Here is a 19,009-nt window from a genome sequence, read left to right as displayed (position 1 = left end):
ACGGTCGCTACGCGCCCTCGCAATGACGGTCAAACCTGATTCGGCTCTTTTACGGTTTTCAGGATTTCGCGTACCAACATCTCGTCGCTGATACCTTCCGATTGGCCGTGGAAGTTGATCACCATACGGTGACGCAGTACCGGTACCGCCACTTCGCGAATGTCTTCACAGCTCACTGCAAAGCGACCGTTCAACAGGGCACGCACCTTGCCGGCCAGCAGCAGGGACTGGGCACCACGTGGGGAGGAACCGAGGGCGGCAAACTCGTTAACGATCTCCGGGGCGTAATCGCTGCCCGGCTGGGTGCCCATCACCAGGTGAATGGCGTATTTCTTCGCCACTTCCGGCACCGGCACCTGACGCACGATATTGCGCATTTCAACAATCTCTTCGCCGGTAGTCGCAGCGGTGATTACCGGTGACTGGCCACCAGTGGTGCGATCCAGAATCACGGAGTAATCCTGCTCTTTCGGGTAGCCAACAACAAGCTTGAACAAGAAACGGTCGAGCTGGGCTTCCGGCAGCGGGTAAGTACCTTCCTGCTCCACCGGGTTCTGGGTCGCCAATACCGCAAACGGCTCTGGCAATTTGATGGTGCGCTTACCGACAGTAACCTGACGCTCCTGCATCGCTTCCAGCAGGGCCGACTGGGTTTTAGGAGTGGCACGGTTAATTTCATCCGCCAGTACCAGGTTGGATACAATCGGGCCTTCCTGGAACTGCAGCTCCTGGCCACCATCCGGGGTTTCCATCAGTACCGAGGTACCCTGAATATCCGCTGGCATCATGTCCGGGGTGAACTGGATACGGGAGAAGGCAGTGCCCACTGCTTTGGACAGAGAGTTCACCAGCATGGTTTTACCCAGCCCAGGAACACCTTCCAGCAGCACGTGACCACCGGCAAACAGCGCGGTCATCACACCGTCAATCACCTCGTCCTGACCCACCATCATTTCGCAGACCTGGTCTTTGATGTTGGTGTAAATACTGCGGAAACGCTCTGCGGCTTCTCGTGCTTCGTCGGCATTCATTACTGGCATATTTGCTGCTGATGTCATTTCTCTTCTCCCTCACTCTTGGAGTTTTCTGTATTGGAATTCGATTTGTTGCGTAATTGCTTGAAATAATTTTCGACCAGACTGCGGGACCAACCCGACACTCTGGCATGCTCCAGCTCACCGATACGGTCGCTGCGAGAGGTACGCTGGCTGGCGGTCAGTTGATTAACCGACTCTTCCTGCGGAGCGGTCTGTTCCTGACGGGTTTGCTCCGGGCCTTTACCGCGCACACCAATCAGGCGATCACCCGTAGGTAGTGCCAGCATTGCCTTGGCGGCACCGCGGTTTTTCTTGATTTCATCTTCGCCGCTAGACTGGCCTTCACCCGTGCCTTCTCCACTCTGCTGGCTGGAGCCAGGCTGTCCACCATTGCCTTCACCCTGTCCTTCGCCTTCACCCTGGCCCTCGCCCTCTCCCTGACCTTGTCCTTCGCCTTCACCTTCGCCTTCGCCCTGACCTTCTCCTTCGCCTTCGCCTTCTCCCTCACCGTCGCCATCGCCGTCACCAGACTCATCACCCTCGGAGCTGGAACCCTCGGAACCACTATCACCCGACTCGCCCGCCTGCCCCGAATTGCCAGGACTGCCTGAGCTGCCTGATTCGCCAGATTGACCGGATTTACCCGACTGTTGCTTGGAACCACTTGGTTCATTACCAGCTCCATCCTGTTGCTGGGCACCATCCTGGTTAGCTTGGCTTGATTGAGACTTGGGTTGCTTTTGACCGCCAGCAGCAGACTGCTGTCCACCGGCCGAAGCGCTCTGCGCCTGGCTGCTTGAACCCGACGGCGTACCACCAGACTGACTGCTGGAGGTATTGTTTTGATTTGGCTGGAACATCGGCTGTCCGCCAGCATTGCTTGAGGCTTCGCCAGCCTGGGATTCCATCGGATCACCCTCGGCGCTTTCCGAGCCTCCAGATTCGGTCTTGGGTCGCAGAGGCATGTCCTTATCGCGTTTACCTTCGTCACCCAGGGATGATGCAAGCTCTTCCGGCAACACTTCCAGGCGGGGCACTTCTGCACCAGCCAGCAACGGCGATTCAGCGATCAGTTGATCTGCATTGGTCAGCTGAAGTCCACCCAGCCAGGCAGTCAACAGCACCAGTGCCGCAGCACCAGGCACGGACGCCAGGCACCAGCGCGAAAATCCTTTTTTACTGTTTTCCTGAACGGGCAAAATGTTGTGATAAACCGCTTTATTTATGGGCTCTACGGCATCATCAATGGCCGCTTCCATAAATCCAGTTCGAGTCTCTGCGCCCAAGAATTCATCGGCCGTCGTCAGGCGATTGGTTAATTGAAGCTGCTCATCCACCAGGCCAAGCGCTTTTTGACGTGAAATCACCAGTTTCAAAAAGCCAACCAGCAAACGAGCAGTAATAACCAGTACCGCGACAAGGAGTGATAATCCGGCATAGTGCCAGAGGGACAACCCGAAAGGCTCTCCACCCATGGCGTAACGACACAGCTCCACGATCAGCAGTGGCAGCGGGAACAGAACCAGGAATAACAGCCCCCAATGAAGTAGTTGCTGAGTGCGATTGCGTACAAAAGCTTTTGCCAATACGGCTTCGGCCCGACTTGATAGAAGATTCAGATCTTCGGTTAGTTTTTTTTGATCATTGGCATCCATTGCTCTCTCCTTCTATGTGGGCGTCAATGGTTGCCAGTAAGGCCAAGCTCTTCACGGCAAGCTGATTCGAGTGATTGCAGGTTTTCCGTGGTGACACAGCTTTAAATTCAACAGCTTTTTGCAAAACTCTCCCTCTCCAATAGACAATCTACTTATAAATTAAGTGGTTACTGCATGCTGCCAGTAACGGACTTGTTATATAAAGACGCACCAAATGCTGAAACCTGAAGAAATAGTGCGTAGTTACTTGTAAAGATTTGTTAACCGTTTCAAAGACCTATAAAGCACAGGCTTGTTTCAACGGTCTCTTATATAAAAAACGTATAGATCTCGAAAACTCCCTACAAAGCCCCCCCATAACATTTGTTAAGTTTTGTAAATGGTTGTTTTATGGTGATTTTTGGGCGAAGACGCTCTTCAGGGCAATAACTTCAAGAGATGACATTTGGGGCAAGATACGGAGTGAAGCTGCTCACTAAAAAAATGGAGCCAGGGGTAACCTGGCTCCAAAATTGAAATATGGCTGTTCAGGATGAACTATTGATCATGCGGGAAAGCGCATGTCCATGCTCATCCTTAGCCATTCAAATTAGAAGCTCCCCCTCAGGTTCAGGCTGAATGCCCGTCCGCGCGGATTAACCGTGTATCGGTTGATTGCATCATAAAGGTCGCCCTCTTCATAATCGTGCTGCAACCAAACACGCTCTTCTTCCCTTTCTTTACGCCACAAATCCGAAATAGTTAGTGAGACTGTAGCGTTCTCAAACCACTCAATTCTTGGAAGGAGGTCACCGCTGCTAAATTCGTAGCTCAATGACATGTTTACGCTTCTTCCCGGCGTAGTATCTACACGATATTGATTGACCTTGGTAACTATTTGGCCGTCTTCAATGGCCATTATTTGTGTTGGGTTATTGATCACTGATGTAGTCTCTTGGTATTGAGTATTTAAATTCACACCAAGACCACGGTAATACCAGCTAAAATCAAATGAACCCCTGTTTTTAGGCAATGCAAATCTACCTGAGATATATCTGCGATCTATAGTACCAACAATATCGATGGGCATATCATAATGGCGATCATTGTTTGTTCCTTCTCCCTGGAACATACAGGCACCATTTGCACAGACATCAGACTGAATAATTTCATTTTTATCCAAGTACTGATGACTCCAGCCCAGCATAAATTGCCCAAATTCCGAAGCAAAATTATAGCGAACCTGAAGATCTGCGCCTCGATTATATGTATGACCCACATTGTAAGTACGGGAATCCTTGATTAAATCACCGGTCGCCATAGGAAACGCGCCGAAGAAGTTCTCAAAAATAATAGAAGCTTGTTCAGGGTTGTTTTCCGGGTCTGCATAAGTCAGCAGTGGATTATTCGCCACATTCTCAGGACTCATTGCATCAAGCGTGAGCGACCCCATATTTGGTGAGCCGAATTGGTCATGCGTGTTTGACTCAGTGAGGTTCAACTGAATATTCAAACCGTCCAGGAATGTAGGTTTGAATATAAAGCCTAATGCTGTTCCGTAATTCCGCTCTGGCTTCAAGTGATCAGAACCACCAGAAATAGTCCAAAGAGCAGGATCACCTCTGGTGGTATCGAACATAACATAACCAAGATTTGGATCCCTGATTAACCATCGACTTTGTCGATTGTATTTGGGTGCACGTGCGGAACGAACGGATTCGGCAATGCGAAGGCTATAGGTTCGATTTAGCCTCACAGTCATCCAATCATTGAGTGACCAGTTAAAACCAGCGGACCAGTTCAGACCATTTTCATCTGTGTTGGTATAATCCTCCATTCTGGCACTGGCGCTGAACAGCAAGTCTTCTACGAGTGGCAGGGCGTTTTCTTCACCAATCAATGGCACAGATATTTCGGTAGCTACGGAATTGGTTTTATCACCGTATTCTTCATCGTAATACACATCTGGAGAAGTTTCCTGACCTGACAGAGCACTTGACCAGATTCTGTCGTTCGAGTTGAAAACCCTGTTCTTCTGCTGCCGATGCGCAGCACTCATGCTGGCTCTTACCGCACCTGCCGGCAATTCAAAAAGCGTTCCTGACAATCGAAGATCTACATCCCGTGACGAACTGTTATTTGTCGTCAAAAGTAGCGGAATAACCACATCATCAGCCAGGGCTTCCGGGCTGCCATAGCCTAAATATGGATCACGAAAATCGGTTCCAAGGTCATGGTAGATCATCTCTCCAGCGCTGGCATCCCACTCTGTGAAATAGCCATTAAACAGATCTTCAAGATTTGGTATCCAGGTCCAGTCTTGCCCTTTGGTAAAAGTGGTTCCCTCGGTTCGTAAACGATTTCGGTTCTCAGACGAGCTTTTGGTCTCTCCTGCACCAAACCCTAACTCGAGTCTCCAGTCATCGTGAAAATCCCAATTCACACTACCTGCAACTGAAGCATTAGTGGAATGAACACTCTGGGTTTCTTGGGGAAAAACATTTACGAATGCATAACGAAGCGGCTGATTAAAAGGGTTCGCTTCAGAATTGACATCGATATTAAAGATTCCATCATCACCTTTGGTGTTACTCGCCTTATCCGTCGTTCCATACATGACAGATAATCCAAAACTTAAAGTTTCGGAAATATCCTGGCTTAAGTTGATGCTGGCAGTGATAGTTTCGTCTTCAGGGCTCAGCGCCATGCCATCGAAGGGAACGTACTCGTTTGCTCCCATCCCGCCTTCAACATCGATATCGTATAGGGAAAGTGAATCACTGGAGTACTGGGGTAATTGAACACCCCTCACCGCCGTATATCCGTCATCAGCAGGGTTTGCAGGCGGATTAGGGATTCTGGTAAAAAAATCACCAGCCGCATTTTCCCGGTCAACGTATCCCTCTGATGCTACCCATTGAAAACCAGTACTTGCACTCCGCTTTTCTATGGTTGTCCACACGCCACCTGGGATGCGCTCATTTAATTCTTCATCCAGAGTATCGCCGTCGCCATTGACATCTTTCACCCACATCACTGCAGATGTATGTCCGGTATTACTCTGAATACCAGAGATATTTCCAGGGTTTGAGGTCGGCAGGTCAAAGTAGACACTCTCTGAAAACTCTAAACCTCCGCGCTGGTCACCCTCAATTTGTTCTTGGGTTTGATAGTTGATCATTGCCGAAAGCGAACCCGAGCCCCAGTTAAAGGTTTTACCCAAGCCAAAATTTATGCGCGCACCACCGCCTTCAGTGGTATCGGAATAAGTCAGGGAAACATTGGTACCGGCAAACTCACGTCTTGTAATGATATTGACTACACCGCCAACAGCATCAGCTCCATAAATAGAAGCAGCACCGTCAAATAGAATCTCAATTCGTTCTACTTGCTCGATAGGGATATTACTGATATCGGTAACACCACCGAACTGACCACCTTTGGGTGGACGGCGGCCATCAATCAAAATTAACGTATATTGAGAACCGAGACCACGCAGGTTGACACTGCTGCCGGCAAAAACATTGGCACCCATCCCGAAATCGACATGGCTTACACCATTCGGGTAGCCGGAAGCAACATTTGTTGGTGCATTCACATTCTGTGGTAAACGCTGAAGAAATTCATCCAGGCGGGTGGTGCCACTGCGCTCAATATCTTCTCGTGTGAACGTTGTTACCTGCCGGGTCATTTTTCCCGGGTCACTAATCAAACTACTACCGGTAACTACAATCTCTTCTACTTCTTGTTTTTCTCTCTTGCCACCTTCCGCTACATCTTCCTCTTTAATGAGCACAAGCTGATCAGAAGCAAATTCATAAACCAATCCGGTTCCTTTCAATATTCTCTTGAGAGCTTCTTCCAGCTTGTATTCACCGCTGATAGAAGACAGCACCAGAGTCTCCGGAACTTTATGGTCAACCATGATTTGAACACCGGCCAACTCACCAAGCTCAGTCAGCATTTGTCCGGCACTCTGGGACTTTAATTCAAGAACCACTGTTTTCTCATCAGCAACGGCAGCGGTCGCGCACACCATCAGCACACCTGAAGCAATTGCCCTGGAGAGTTTTTTTCTGGAAATTGACTTATTACCTATCACTTTAAACCCCTTTGATTCTATGTGGATATGTGGGATGACCCACTAATCAACATACGAATCAACTAACTAACTACCCTACACTCAATTTATATTTGATCGAATAACTATTCTGTCGGGATAAAAAACCAACCTAATTGGCTGTGTTTTTTCCAGCCCCATCAAGGCACTGGATACATCACTTACTTGAACAGTCGCCCAAACCGGCAGATTCAGAATACTCGAGTCTTCAATTAAAATTTTCTTGGCTGAGTAACGGTTCAATTCCCGGACTACGTCAGAAAAAGGCGCTTTGACGAAACGAATTACACCATCCGTCCAGCTTCTGTAGGATTCGATATCAGGATCCACTTTTACCGAGTAGGTATGTTTAAGATTGTTGTAATCTACTACTTCACCCGCTGCAACTTTGTAAGCCCCCCCTCCCTTCGAGGAGTACACCCCTTCCGGCAGGGCCAACAATGATGCGCCATTAATCATAGCTTCATCTCGAGGGTGCAGAGCTACCTTTCCTTCAACAACGGCAAGCTGAAACTGGTCAGGATCTCTTCGCAAGTTGAATGCTGTACCTAGAACGGTGATGGATCGATACCCAACATCGACACTGAAAGGCCTCTCGGAATCCGGTTTTACATCAAAATAGGCTTCCCCGCGCTCAAGATTAAGCCGACGAAAATCATCCCCGTACTCAACCAGAAGAATGGATCCAGTATTCAGGCTCACCACACTATTATCTGGCAATGTAACTACACGCTGCTCGCCGACACGGGTAACATATCGCTGAATAGTGGCGTCCTGACCGGTACCAATATTGAAGTAGCCCAAATGAACAGCAAGCACTATGAGGGCTGCAGCAACCGAGATCCCACTAAACCAGAAAGCTCCATAGCTTTTTTCCGTTTTCCGGCCCGGTTTTTTAATCTCGGCAGCCTCTCCTTTTGCCTCTGGATATCCGCTGACTAGGCTTAGCAAATCTTCATCTTCAGAAAGCTTTCCGGTTTTAGCCAGCAGGTCGTTACACTCTTTGAAGAGCGATTTATATGAGTCCGACTTGCCACTTTCCTCAGTCATTCTGTTAAGTTCAATTGAAGATACATCGCCAGAAAAAAGCTTAAGGGAATCTCTGGCAGCCTGACGTTCAGTTCCTTTCTGTCTAAAATTAACCATCATAATCCTGCTCCCGCTTTACCAGCCTTTAGATCACCCTTAATAACCAGCAGCGCCTTACTGATGTATTTCTCTACTGCTTTAACGGATACTCCCATTACCTCAGCCACCTCCCTGTAACTGAAATGCTTAAACCGGTTCAGGATAAAAGCATCACGCCACTGCTCATTCATTGACAGTAAAGATGCCTTGATAAGCTCCAGCTCATATTCGGCCTCAACCTTACTCTCCAGAGGTATCACCCCCTCTACCAACTCCTGTTCGCCCATTTGATTTTGAACATATTTCACCCGGACGCGCGTTGCTCGCACCATATCTATGATCAGGTTGTTAGCCATGGCAAACAGGAAGGAGCGAACGCCCTTCTTCCCTTTGGGGAACTTTTCCGCCAGATCTTCCATAGTCGACAGGCGTGTAAAGACATCCTGAATCACGTCTTCAACATCAGGGCTGCCACACATAGAGGCGTTGAACATGCCCCTGAGAGGGTTTGCATGCTCTTTATAGAGGCGATCCAGTGCCTCGGTGTTATTTTCCTTGCCTCTCGTCAAATAGACCACATTGGCTGGCCTCGAAAATGCCATATTGTGTTACCCGATTATAGTTACCCAATAACATACGTTCATGTCGGCCATTACCCTACAGTCAGGAACTTAGGTTAATTGAGACTTAACTCGGGAATATGGGCAAACAAGAGGGGTTTAAGACTAACTCTTTGATTTGCATGGATATTAACAGAAAAGCAAGCATTGATCAAAAAACAACCAACTTTAAATGCATCAGGCAGCCAACAAAGCCAAACTGACAGGGTTGCGCCAAGCGCGCACCCGCTGTTGCAGGTCACGCTTGGCATTTTGACGTTTGACGCTATTGGATTTCTCGTGAACGCCACCTCTGCGAAGCAGAGGGTTCTGGGCAATGGGATTACCCGTGACTTGACGCTGTGTGCGCCGGTTTTGCCGGTTTCTATCGGGCATATTCGCTTCTCCTTATCAAATTGCCAGCCGAAACCACTTCGGCTGCTTGATCTTCTTTAATCTGCGGCGCGCAGGTGTGCAATTCTCGATCCACTGCGGACCCCTTCTCACCTCCTCAAAGCAGAAGCGTTTGGGGAGGTCGGTGTAAAGTGACCGTGGTGGGCCACTGTATATGCCGATATTTTTCAGGATCCGTCCTGTTTCGTAACTGTGGTAGTAGACATCATGAATACCAAGCTCCTCCCACAGAAACTTCAGTACCGCTGTTAGCATGGCTTCATTCCATTGTCTGTGTATCTCAAGAGTACGCGCACAGTATGCGTGCACTTTCTCAACAGAGAGTTCATAACCCCAAAATTTAAATTGCTTCCTTTGCTGATTCTCTGCCCACTCCTTTCGTCGATACAGACGGAAAACATCCCGATACCAGTCCGTTTGAATTTCCTCGATCAACGCCTGACCGCTCTCAAAGTCGAGATCTAGCCGGGCCCAACACAACGTGCTCCGCCCTGTTTTACAAGTTGGATGTGACCAGCCGTTGAATTCCTCCCTGTCAATTTCCAGTAAACGCTCAAAATCCTGATCGTGTTGCCGATTGAAGTTCATCTGCAACACAAGGTTTTCACCAGGGCGAGAGATCTGACTCCAACGATAATCCTTTTTGTTACCCCATCGATCCAGAGTCAGGATATACGGACTATCGGCATCAGCTAACAGCCTGTCCAGATCATAGCGGTTAATTTTCCCGTCACCTTTTCTGGCAACAACCTTTTGAATAACTGGTTTATTCAACAGCCTGCCAAAAGAACTTTTCCTAAGCTCAGATATTTTTTGATCACTTTCCTGTAGCAATCGCTGCAACAAAACGACTGCATATTGATCACTGCCATATCGAAACAGGTAGCGCTCCCCTGACAGACAATCGATTACCTCGTCGAGTAACTGCGTGTCCATAATCATTACCATTTATTTTTGATATTGTTCGTTCAGTTTTAAAACCGGGTATGGTTTTCATCAGCCTCTCCTGTGTTTACTTTCAATTAACTATCTTCAGCCTTTTACACAAAGTACTTGCTTGAGGGTGTATACCACCTCCACCAAGTCGCTTTGGTTTTTCATTACTGTATCTATATCTTTATATGCAGCCGGAATCTCATCCAGAACGCCACTGTCTTTGCGACACTCAACTCCTCGCGTCTGGCGAATCAGGTCATCCCGGTTAAAACGCCTTCGCGCTTCATTGCGGGTCATATTTCGGCCGGCACCGTGGGCACAGGAGCAAAAAGACTCAGCATTTCCCTTGCCTCGAACTATGTAGGATTTCGCTCCCATACTTCCCGGGATAATTCCAAGTTCATCAGCACGGGCGCTTATTGCTCCCTTTCGAGTGACATAAACTTCCTCACCGTAGTGCACTTCCCGATTGACATAGTTGTGGTGACAGTTGATTGCGCTTTCCAGCAATGAAAAAGGCGGAAGCATTGGCTCAACTGCCCTCAAAACCAGCCCCATCATCTCTTCTCGATTAATTCGCGCATACTCCTGAGCCCACTCAATCGAAAACATGTAATCTTCAAAGTGATTACAACCTTCCTCGAAGTAGGCCAGATCACGATCCGGCAGATTATGGATATGACCACTCATATCTTTACGTGCCAGCTGAATAAAGTAACGACCTATAGCATTACCAATTCCTCGACTACCGGAGTGCAGCATCACCCATACACCATCACTTTCGTCCACACACAACTCTATAAAGTGGTTACCACTTCCAAGAGTGCCCAACTGCTTCACCCAAGTCTGCTGCGGATGCTTCAGCATTTTTAACAGCGTCGGATGCTGCTCAAACAGTCTATTCACTCCCACCTCAAGCACTCGGCAAGAGGATTCACGTGCGGAGACCATCTTGTGAGCACGAGCACCAACAGGAACAGCACGCTCGATAGCTTCACGCACTGGCTTAAGGTTATCCGGCAGTTGAGACGCATTTAGCGACAGCTGAACGGCCATCATTCCACAGCCAATATCAACTCCCACAGCAGCGGGAATAATCGCTGATCGCGTAGGAATAACTGAGCCAACTGTGGCCCCAATTCCAGCGTGCACATCCGGCATAGCTGCCACATGAGAGTGAATAAATGGCAACTGAGACAGACTTTTTAACTGGGTCAACGCCAAATTATCCACATCCCGTGTATATATCTTCACCGGCTTAAATCCGTTATTTCCGGTGTTTAATTCCATTTTTACAGGCATAACAATCCCCTGCCCTGAAATTCGGGCATCATCTATTTACCAGCTCACCTTCCGGCAGGTTTTTTCAGATCATCAGAAAAGAAAAAGCCCCGACTGATTCCAGCCGGGGCTTATATAAAAGCTATTTTCAGGCCGGAAGGTATTGATCAACAACCTTCCAAGCTTCAGCACTTAAAAGGTTATTTGGAGTTACTACTCGGTACGAATTGATACATTTAAGTGCTCCTTTATGCTTTTGCTGCAGTGCAGCTTTTTGAACTGGGCTAAAGAATAGTACTTCAAAAGTAATTGTCAATATTATTTGGAATAATTTTATCTATATTTAAAACTTCAGCTTTTAATTAAAATTTTTAGCGCTGCATAAACATATCTTTTTATGTTAAGGATTTTTAGGGGCACTAACTCTTGTGGTGTCTACAATACGTATTTGCACTGGACTTTATCGCCCCACTTCTCATGCAAAATATTCATCTTCATTTTGTCGAATCTGGAGAGGTTTTCAGCAAAATCAACCACCAACAAAAAACCCGGCCGAAGCCGGGTTTTTCTTTATGGCGGTGAAGGAGGGATTACATGCCTGCAGCCTATGGGCTGCAAACACCCCTACGGGGCTTCGTCGTTTCACTCCTCGTGCAAAATGCTCAAACGCATTTTGTCGAACCCGACGAGGGCTCTCACTCTCATTAACCACCAACAAAAAACCCGGCCGAAGCCGGGTTTTTCTTTATGGCGGTGAAGGAGGGATTCGAACCCTCGATACCGGATTAGGGTATACTCCCTTAGCAGGGGAGCGCCTTCAGCCACTCGGCCACCTCACCGTAAATTTTTCTTCAGCAGTTTTTCCAACCTTGGAAGACGCTCCTGATCGCGCATTGCTTCGAGCCTTTGGCTCTCGTCCCTCACGGGATTGCCTTTCGGCACCCAAAGTGCTGTGCACTTTGTCAGCCACTTGGCTAATTTACCCTAATTTTATTTGCCACACATATGCTGGTCAGCTTGTGCAACGAGGGCGGCATAATACCATAATGGGAGGAAAAACAAAGGGGTTAGGCGCCAAGAATTGCTTTAAATTTCAATCAATTTGCTTGGGGCCTGTTAACACCAATTTGATTGTCGCTGTTATGGCTAAAAATCCGCCAATCAAGGCGGGAGGAGTGAAGTTTGGTGACTCCAAATAAACGACAAGCAACGAAGAGTGGCGGATTTTTAGCCATAACCCGGTGGGCTGGAACCATTTTAGCGTCCCGCTTCGTTATCAGTCACTTATTTGGAATAACCAAACCGCGCTCCTTCTGTCTCGCTGGACACAAAAATGGTCTCCAGCAGCGGCTATCAAATTGGTGTTAACAGGCCCTGACACCCAACTTTGTTTACTTCCTGATCAGGATTGGCCCTGTATCTGCTTTTCCTGTTGGATTCGCTGATAGATTTCTTCGCGGTGTACAGACACATCTTTAGGCGCATTCACACCCAAGCGAACCTGGTTGCCTTTCACACCAAGGACGGTAACGGTGATGTCATCACCAACTACTAATGTTTCGCCAACACGTCGAGTAAGTATTAGCATGGCTTTTCTCCTATACTGCTTTCCTTGCGGCATTCCACACCGCATGCTTTTTTAAAGCCGATCTTTTGGTTTTATTGTTGATCAGCCTGTTATTGTCGACGGCGCAAGCACCATCTGTCCAAAAGTATATCAGCATCTCGGGTCAAGATATTGATTTGAGTCGTCCTGTAATCAATATCCCAACCCTTGAGGATCATTCCTCTTTGCTGACTTCAGCCAGGCCAAACGCATCGTGCAACGCACGAACAGCCAACTCCAGATACTTCTCTTCGATCACAACGGTAATCTTAATTTCAGATGTAGTGATCAGCTGAATATTGATGTTGTGTTCAGACAAGGCCTTGAACATGGTGGAAGCAACCCCAGAGTGGGACTTCATACCCATTCCCACTACGGAGATCTTGGCGATGTCCGGGTCGCCCTCTACCTCTTTGGCACCAAGCTCTTTGGCTGCTTTTTCAGCAATAGCCAGCGCCTTCGGCAGGTCAGCCCTGTTTACGGTAAACGTCAGTGCAGCAGAGAGGTTATCCTGTGCAACGTTTTGACAGATGATATCAATATCAATTCCTGCTTCACCAATTGGAGCCAACACGTTGTAAGCCACTCCAGGTTGATCCGGAATGCCATGCACGGTCACTTCAGCCTCGTCGCGATTGAAGGCGATACCAGTAACGACCGGTTTTTCCATGTTGTCTTTCTCCTCGAGAGTAATCAGTGTGCCCGGGCCATCTTCAAAGCTGGAAAGCACGCGCAGGGGAACTTTGTATTTACCGGCAAACTCAACGGAGCGAATTTGCAGCACTTTGGCACCTTCGCTGGCCAATTCCAGCATTTCTTCAAAGGTCACCGTATCGAGACGTCTGGCAGTTGGCACAACACGCGGATCGGTTGTGTAAACACCATCAACATCAGTGTAAATCTGACATTCATCCGCCCTGAGGGCAGCAGCCAAGGCTACGGCTGTGGTATCAGAGCCACCGCGACCCAGCGTAGTGATATTGCCTTCAGGGTCGACACCCTGAAAACCGGCCACTACCACAACGCGCCCTTTACTCAGGTCATCCTGCATGCGGTGGGAGTCGATTTCTTCAATCCGCGCCTTGGTGTGGGTGGTATTGGTCAGAATCCTTACCTGTGAGCCTGTGTAAGAACGGGCATCGTAGCCACGCTTCTGCAAAGCCATGGATAACAAGGCAATTGTGACTTGCTCACCTGTAGAAACCAGCACATCCATCTCCCGGGGAGTTGGGTCCGGATGAATTTCGCGTGCCAAACCAATCAAACGGTTGGTTTCACCACTCATCGCTGAAAGAACTACAACGAGATCGTGACCTTGATCGCGAAAACTGGCAACTTTATCGGCTACAGCCTCAATGCGTTCAACGCTGCCTACTGAGGTACCACCATATTTTTGAACTATCAGACTCATTAATCATTCCACACCGGTTTAATAACACCAAAGAGGCGCGATTAAACAGCAAATTACCCAAAAAGTTAACAATAACCGATCGATATGACCATGTTTTTGTTAATTTGCCCCCAATTTATCCGAAACCCAAGTGTAGACTGACTCCAGGGCCGCCGGTAAGGCTGATGGGTCAGTGCCTCCACCTTGAGCCATATCCGGACGTCCGCCACCTTTGCCACCCACTTGCTCGGCAACAAAGCGCATCAAGTCGCCAGCTTTGACGCGATCGGTAACCGGCTTGGTCACTCCTGCTGCCAGGCTGACCTTGCCATCGCTGACCGCAGCCAAAAGAATGACACCCTGGTCCAGCTTGGATTTCATCTGATCCATCAAGTCACGCAATGTTTTCCCATCTGCGCCTTCCACATTCGTGGCCAGCACTGAAACACCGTCAATATTCTGTGCACTGCTCAAGAGATCTGCACCAGCAGAACTGGCCAGCTTGGCTTTCAGGGCCTCAAGCTCTTTGGTCAACTCGCGGTTCTTGTCAGCCAGTTGAGTCACTTTATCCTGAACATTGGCCACATTGCTTTTTACGGTATTAGCCACCGCTTCCAGCGTTGCATCAGCCTGGTCAAACAGAGCCAACGCTTTGGCACCGGTTACCGCTTCAATACGGCGTACACCTGAGGCAATACCGGACTCGGAAGTTACTCGCATCAAACCAATGTCACCAGTGCGGGTTACGTGAGTACCACCACAGAGCTCAACAGAAAAACCTTCGCCCATATTCAATACGCGAACGGTATCTCCGTATTTCTCGCCAAACAGCATCATGGCGCCGCTTTCCTTGGCCTCCTCCATACTCATGCTTGAGGCTGAAACTGCTGTATTGCGACGAATTTCGCTGTTAACCAGCTGTTCCACTGTCTTGATCTGCTCGGCGGTCATGCCTTCAAAGTGCGAGAAGTCAAAGCGCAGTCGCTCTGAATCCACCAGTGAGCCTTGCTGGGTTACATGGTCACCTAACACTTTACGCAGTGCAGCGTGCAACAGGTGGGTAGCTGAGTGGTTCAAGGCTGTGGCCTGACGCACCTCGGTATCAACCACTGCAGTAACCTGATCACCAACTGCAAGCTTCCCAGACAGCAAACGCCCATGGTGCAAGTGGCTGCCACCCTGCTTACTGCAATCACGTACTTCAAAACGCCCCTCAGACAATTCCAGGTAGCCAGAGTCACCAACCTGACCACCGCCCTCTGCATAAAAAGCGGTCCGATCCAGGACTACGATGGCATCTTTGTCGGCAGACAATTCGTTAACCGGCTCTCCCTCAACGAAGATCCCGGTCACAGCCCCCTTCTGCTGCAAGTCCTTATAGCCTGTAAATTCTGTGCTGCCTTCAAGATCCAGTGAGTCGGTGTAGTCCACGCCAAAGTTACTGGCGGCACGTGCGCGAGCGCGCTGTTCTTCCATGGCAGTCTGGTAACCGTCGAGGTCAATACTCAGACCTCTCTCACGACAGATATCGTTGGTCAGGTCCGTCGGGAATCCATAGGTATCGTAGAGTTGGAACACTACTTCCCCTGAAAGCTCGGTACCCGTTAATTGTGACAGCGCGGCCTCCAGTACCACCATGCCCTTATCCAGGGTTTTGGCAAACTGCTCTTCTTCGGCTTTAAGCACTTTCTCCACCTGAGCCTGCTTGTCAGCAAGTTCTGGATAGGCTTCTCCCATCTCGGCAACCAGGGTAGCTACCAGCTGGTAGAAGAATGGCTTGGTGATACCCAGCTTGTGTCCCTGGCGAAGAGCACGACGAATAATACGACGCAGTACATAACCGCGGCCTTCGTTTGATGGCAGAACTCCATCGATGATCAGAAAAGACGATGAACGAATATGGTCAGCAATCACTCGCAGTGACTTGTTTTCCAGATCCTTCTCACCGGTAATTTCTGCTGCCGCACTAATCAGTTTGCGGAACAGGTCGATGTCGTAGTTGTTGTGAACCCCCTGCATGACGGCTGCAATACGCTCCAGTCCCATCCCGGTATCGATAGATGGCTTGGGCAGCGGCGTCATTTTGCCATCAGCTGAGCGTTCAAATTGCATAAAGACCAGATTCCAGATCTCGATGTAACGATCCAGGTCATCGTTTTCGCTTCCGGGAGGACCACCTGGCACGTCTGCGCCGTGATCGAAGAAGATCTCTGAGCTTGGGCCGCAGGGACCTGTGTCTCCCATGGACCAGAAGTTGTCTTCATCCAGACGTGAGAAACGCTCGGGACTGACTCCAACTTCTTTCAACCAGATGTCAGCCGCTTCATCATCGCTGATATGAACGGTTACCCAGAGGCGCTCTTCCGGCAGCCCCAACACTTTGGTCAGAAATTCCCAGGCGTATTGAATGGCTTCGCGCTTGAAGTAATCTCCGAAACTGAAGTTGCCCAACATTTCAAAGAAGGTGTGGTGACGTGCGGTGTACCCCACGTTTTCCAGGTCATTGTGCTTACCACCGGCACGCACACAACGCTGGGAACTGGCAGCGCGAGTGTAATCGCGCTTCTCTTCACCAAGAAACACATCTTTAAAAGGCACCATACCCGCATTGGTAAACAACAGGGTCGGGTCATTGCCGGGGATCAGCGAGCTGCTGTCCACAATAGTGTGGCCTTTGCTCTCATAAAACTTCAGGAAGGATTCGCGAATTTCTGCGCTTTTCATGTATCAATAGTTCCTGGTCCGCCTGAGCGGTCATCCGTTTATAAAATGGTTAAAAGCCAAGATGACTTTCACTGAATTCTTTGTTGCCCAGTATATGCAAATGCAGATGAAATACTGTTTGCCCGGCACCGGCACCGTTATTGGCGATCAACCGAAAGGCTTCACCCACACCCGCCTGACGGGCAATCTCTGCTGCTGCCAGCATCAGGTGGCCAAGTAGCGCCTTGTCTTCTTCAGTTGCATCAATCAGGCGCGGAATTGGCTTTTTGGGAATAACCAGCAGGTGTGTTGGTGCCTTGGGAGCAATATCCCTGATGGCAATACAATGCTCATCTTCGTAAACAATATCTGCCGGGATTTCGCGGTCAATAATTCTGGTAAACAGCGTTGGCTCAGACATCGTGATTCCTTCTAACTGTCAATTCAAGAGTGTGAATGAAGCTTTTCGTCTGCACTTAACTGACGCGCCTCTGACTCCAGCATCACCGGAATACCATCGCGTATCGGATATGCCAGACCACTCGCCCGGCAAACCAGCTCCTGATTCTCCCGGTCGTACTCCAAAGGTGCCTTGGTTACCGGACACACCAGAATGCTGAGAAGTTTTTTGTCCATGACATCTGCCCTGAGAAAGAATTAACCCGTGGGCACATGGAATCCACCATGTACTGAAGGGATGCAATCGATAATTTTACGGGAATCTGCCACCCAACACCACGTCAGGCGGCAGTATGAATGGATAGAAGTTACTGCATAACTACTGCGCTTGGTAATACGGCGTTAAAAAGTGGCTCAAAATGCTCATTTACTTCAAGTAAATTCCGCCTTTTCGCCCATTTAGCCTTGCTTTACCTGCTCTCGCTAAGCCATGAATAAGCTTCTGGTTATTTCTCCGGAAATGCGTCAATGACCAGCTGGGGATCTATGCGCACTTCGAACCAGTTCATTCGCCAGTCCAGGTGCGGGCCGGTCGAGCGGCCGGTCGAACCCACTTTGGCAACTACTTCCCCAGCTTCCACACGCTGCCCTACCGCCACAAGTGATTCACTCAGGTGGATAAAGGTGGACGATACGCCATGACCATGATCTATGATCAGCGTGCCACCTGAGTAGTACATATCTTTATGGACCAGGGTCACCACCCCAGCTGCAGGCGCTACGACCGGGGCTCCTTTAGGGGCTGCGATATCAATGCCGTAGTGAGGGCTTTTCGGCTCGCCGTTATAGAACCTCTGACTGCCGTAAACACCGGTAATAGACCCTTCGATCGGCCAACGGAAACCGCGACCGAAGTCGAGGCGATTATCGTCTAGTTGACGGGCTTTTTTCACCATAGCGGACTCTTCACGAATCCTCTTCAGCGCCTCTTCCGGTGGATTAACGGTACGTTGTGGTACCCCCTCAACGCGTTGAATATTGTATTCCCGCGCCGCAATAGCCACTTTATGAGTCTCGAGCTCACCATCGGCTGATCGTGTAACCAGCTCAATTTCTGCTGGCGCATCGCGATTGAGACCGATAACAAAGGTACCTTCGTCACTCACACGAACAGAGCGACCTGATAGTTCGACTTGAGTCCCTGGCAGCACCTTGCCAACCAGCAATCCACCCTGCCGACTCTCACCCTTTAACTCGAGAGTCTGTGCGGGTGACGGCATGGCCACCATCAATAACGAAATGACCACTGCAGTAGTAAATCCGTTAATTGTCTTTAGAGGGCTCACTTGTCGTGACTTTTTCTTGATTATCATCAGGTGATTCCAACAGCAAATAAGGGGTAAAACTTTTGATTTGGCAGCTAAGACCGGTGCGCAATACCGTCAAGTGGTCAAAACCTTCACAGAGTGTACCGTTTCTGACGGTATAGGAAAATCCGTTGTACCTGATCCCCGGGCATCTTCTTTTCAGGGTCAGCATGATCACTTTATCACCGGGTATTGTAACCAGAGCAAAGCGATCATCTTCAAACTTGATCGACTTTATTCTGTTGGTGTGGATACAGCCATTTCGTATCCCCCACTCCGCGGGGTCAATAGCGTCGTCAAATGTCGGCTTTTCGGCGACTACCATGCTGCCACTCCCCAACAGTGACACGAACATAATCGTTTTGACCAGCATCTTTCCCATTGGACTCCGCCAC

15 protein-coding genes and 1 tRNA gene are annotated in these 19,009 nt (G+C 49.1%); all 16 read right to left on the bottom strand.

What is annotated here, in order from left to right; all coding sequences use genetic code 11:
• Positions 1-29: 29 nt before the first annotated feature.
• The gene (locus tag QP938_05300) at positions 30-1,058 is read right to left on the bottom strand and encodes a MoxR family ATPase (protein ID WIO75326.1); all 1,029 of its coding nucleotides are present in this window, start codon (positions 1,056-1,058) and stop codon (positions 30-32) included.
• The gene (locus QP938_05295) at positions 1,055-2,692 is read right to left on the bottom strand and encodes a hypothetical protein (protein WIO75325.1); all 1,638 of its coding nucleotides are present in this window, start codon (positions 2,690-2,692) and stop codon (positions 1,055-1,057) included. The genes QP938_05300 and QP938_05295 overlap by 4 nt, the downstream gene beginning before the upstream one ends.
• A 589-nt stretch (positions 2,693-3,281) precedes the next feature.
• Positions 3,282-6,773, bottom strand: a complete 3,492-nt coding sequence (locus QP938_05290) for a TonB-dependent receptor plug domain-containing protein (GenBank protein WIO75324.1) — start codon at positions 6,771-6,773, stop codon at positions 3,282-3,284.
• 81 nt (positions 6,774-6,854) lie between these two features.
• Entirely contained in the window at positions 6,855-7,940 is a 1,086-nt protein-coding gene (locus tag QP938_05285) for a FecR domain-containing protein (protein WIO75323.1), read from the bottom strand.
• On the bottom strand, positions 7,937-8,521 hold the full coding sequence (locus QP938_05280; protein WIO75322.1) for a sigma-70 family RNA polymerase sigma factor: 585 nt from the start codon (positions 8,519-8,521) through the stop codon (positions 7,937-7,939). The genes QP938_05285 and QP938_05280 overlap by 4 nt, the downstream gene beginning before the upstream one ends.
• Positions 8,522-8,716: 195 nt before the next feature.
• A complete protein-coding gene (locus tag QP938_05275; GenBank protein WIO75321.1) occupies positions 8,717-8,914 on the bottom strand; it encodes a hypothetical protein in 198 nt (65 codons plus the stop codon).
• 15 nt (positions 8,915-8,929) lie between these two features.
• Positions 8,930-9,868, bottom strand: a complete 939-nt coding sequence (locus tag QP938_05270; protein WIO75320.1) for a hypothetical protein — start codon at positions 9,866-9,868, stop codon at positions 8,930-8,932.
• A 96-nt stretch (positions 9,869-9,964) separates the two neighbouring features.
• Positions 9,965-11,170 carry an RtcB family protein gene (locus tag QP938_05265; protein WIO75319.1) on the bottom strand — a complete coding sequence of 402 codons (1,206 nt, stop codon included), beginning with the start codon at positions 11,168-11,170 and terminating at the stop codon, positions 9,965-9,967.
• Between the two features lie 727 nt (positions 11,171-11,897).
• Positions 11,898-11,988, bottom strand: a tRNA-Ser gene (locus QP938_05260).
• 563 nt (positions 11,989-12,551) lie between these two features.
• Positions 12,552-12,737 carry a carbon storage regulator CsrA gene (gene csrA, locus QP938_05255; protein ID WIO75318.1) on the bottom strand — a complete coding sequence of 62 codons (186 nt, stop codon included), beginning with the start codon at positions 12,735-12,737 and terminating at the stop codon, positions 12,552-12,554.
• Positions 12,738-12,930: 193 nt separating this feature from the next.
• On the bottom strand, positions 12,931-14,166 hold the full coding sequence (locus QP938_05250; GenBank protein ID WIO75317.1) for an aspartate kinase: 1,236 nt from the start codon (positions 14,164-14,166) through the stop codon (positions 12,931-12,933).
• Positions 14,167-14,265: 99 nt separating this feature from the next.
• Complete coding sequence (alaS, locus tag QP938_05245) at positions 14,266-16,869, bottom strand: alanine--tRNA ligase (GenBank protein ID WIO75316.1); 2,604 nt, start codon at positions 16,867-16,869, stop codon at positions 14,266-14,268.
• 49 nt (positions 16,870-16,918) lie between these two features.
• Complete coding sequence (locus tag QP938_05240; GenBank protein ID WIO75315.1) at positions 16,919-17,269, bottom strand: histidine triad nucleotide-binding protein; 351 nt, start codon at positions 17,267-17,269, stop codon at positions 16,919-16,921.
• A gap of 23 nt (positions 17,270-17,292) precedes the next feature.
• Complete coding sequence (locus tag QP938_05235; protein WIO75314.1) at positions 17,293-17,484, bottom strand: Trm112 family protein; 192 nt, start codon at positions 17,482-17,484, stop codon at positions 17,293-17,295.
• A 269-nt stretch (positions 17,485-17,753) separates the two neighbouring features.
• Positions 17,754-18,620 carry a M23 family metallopeptidase gene (locus QP938_05230; protein ID WIO75313.1) on the bottom strand — a complete coding sequence of 289 codons (867 nt, stop codon included), beginning with the start codon at positions 18,618-18,620 and terminating at the stop codon, positions 17,754-17,756.
• Positions 18,571-18,996, bottom strand: a complete 426-nt coding sequence (locus tag QP938_05225) for a hypothetical protein (protein WIO75312.1) — start codon at positions 18,994-18,996, stop codon at positions 18,571-18,573. Before QP938_05225 ends, QP938_05230 begins: the two co-directional genes overlap by 50 nt.
• Between the last annotated feature and the right edge of the window lie 13 nt (positions 18,997-19,009).

The sequence above is a fragment of the Porticoccaceae bacterium LTM1 genome (genome assembly GCA_030252795.1).
Lineage (GTDB): Bacteria > Pseudomonadota > Gammaproteobacteria > Pseudomonadales > Porticoccaceae > SCSIO-12696.
Note: the sequence above shows the minus strand (reverse complement) of the source record. Positions and strands in the feature narration are given on the sequence as shown.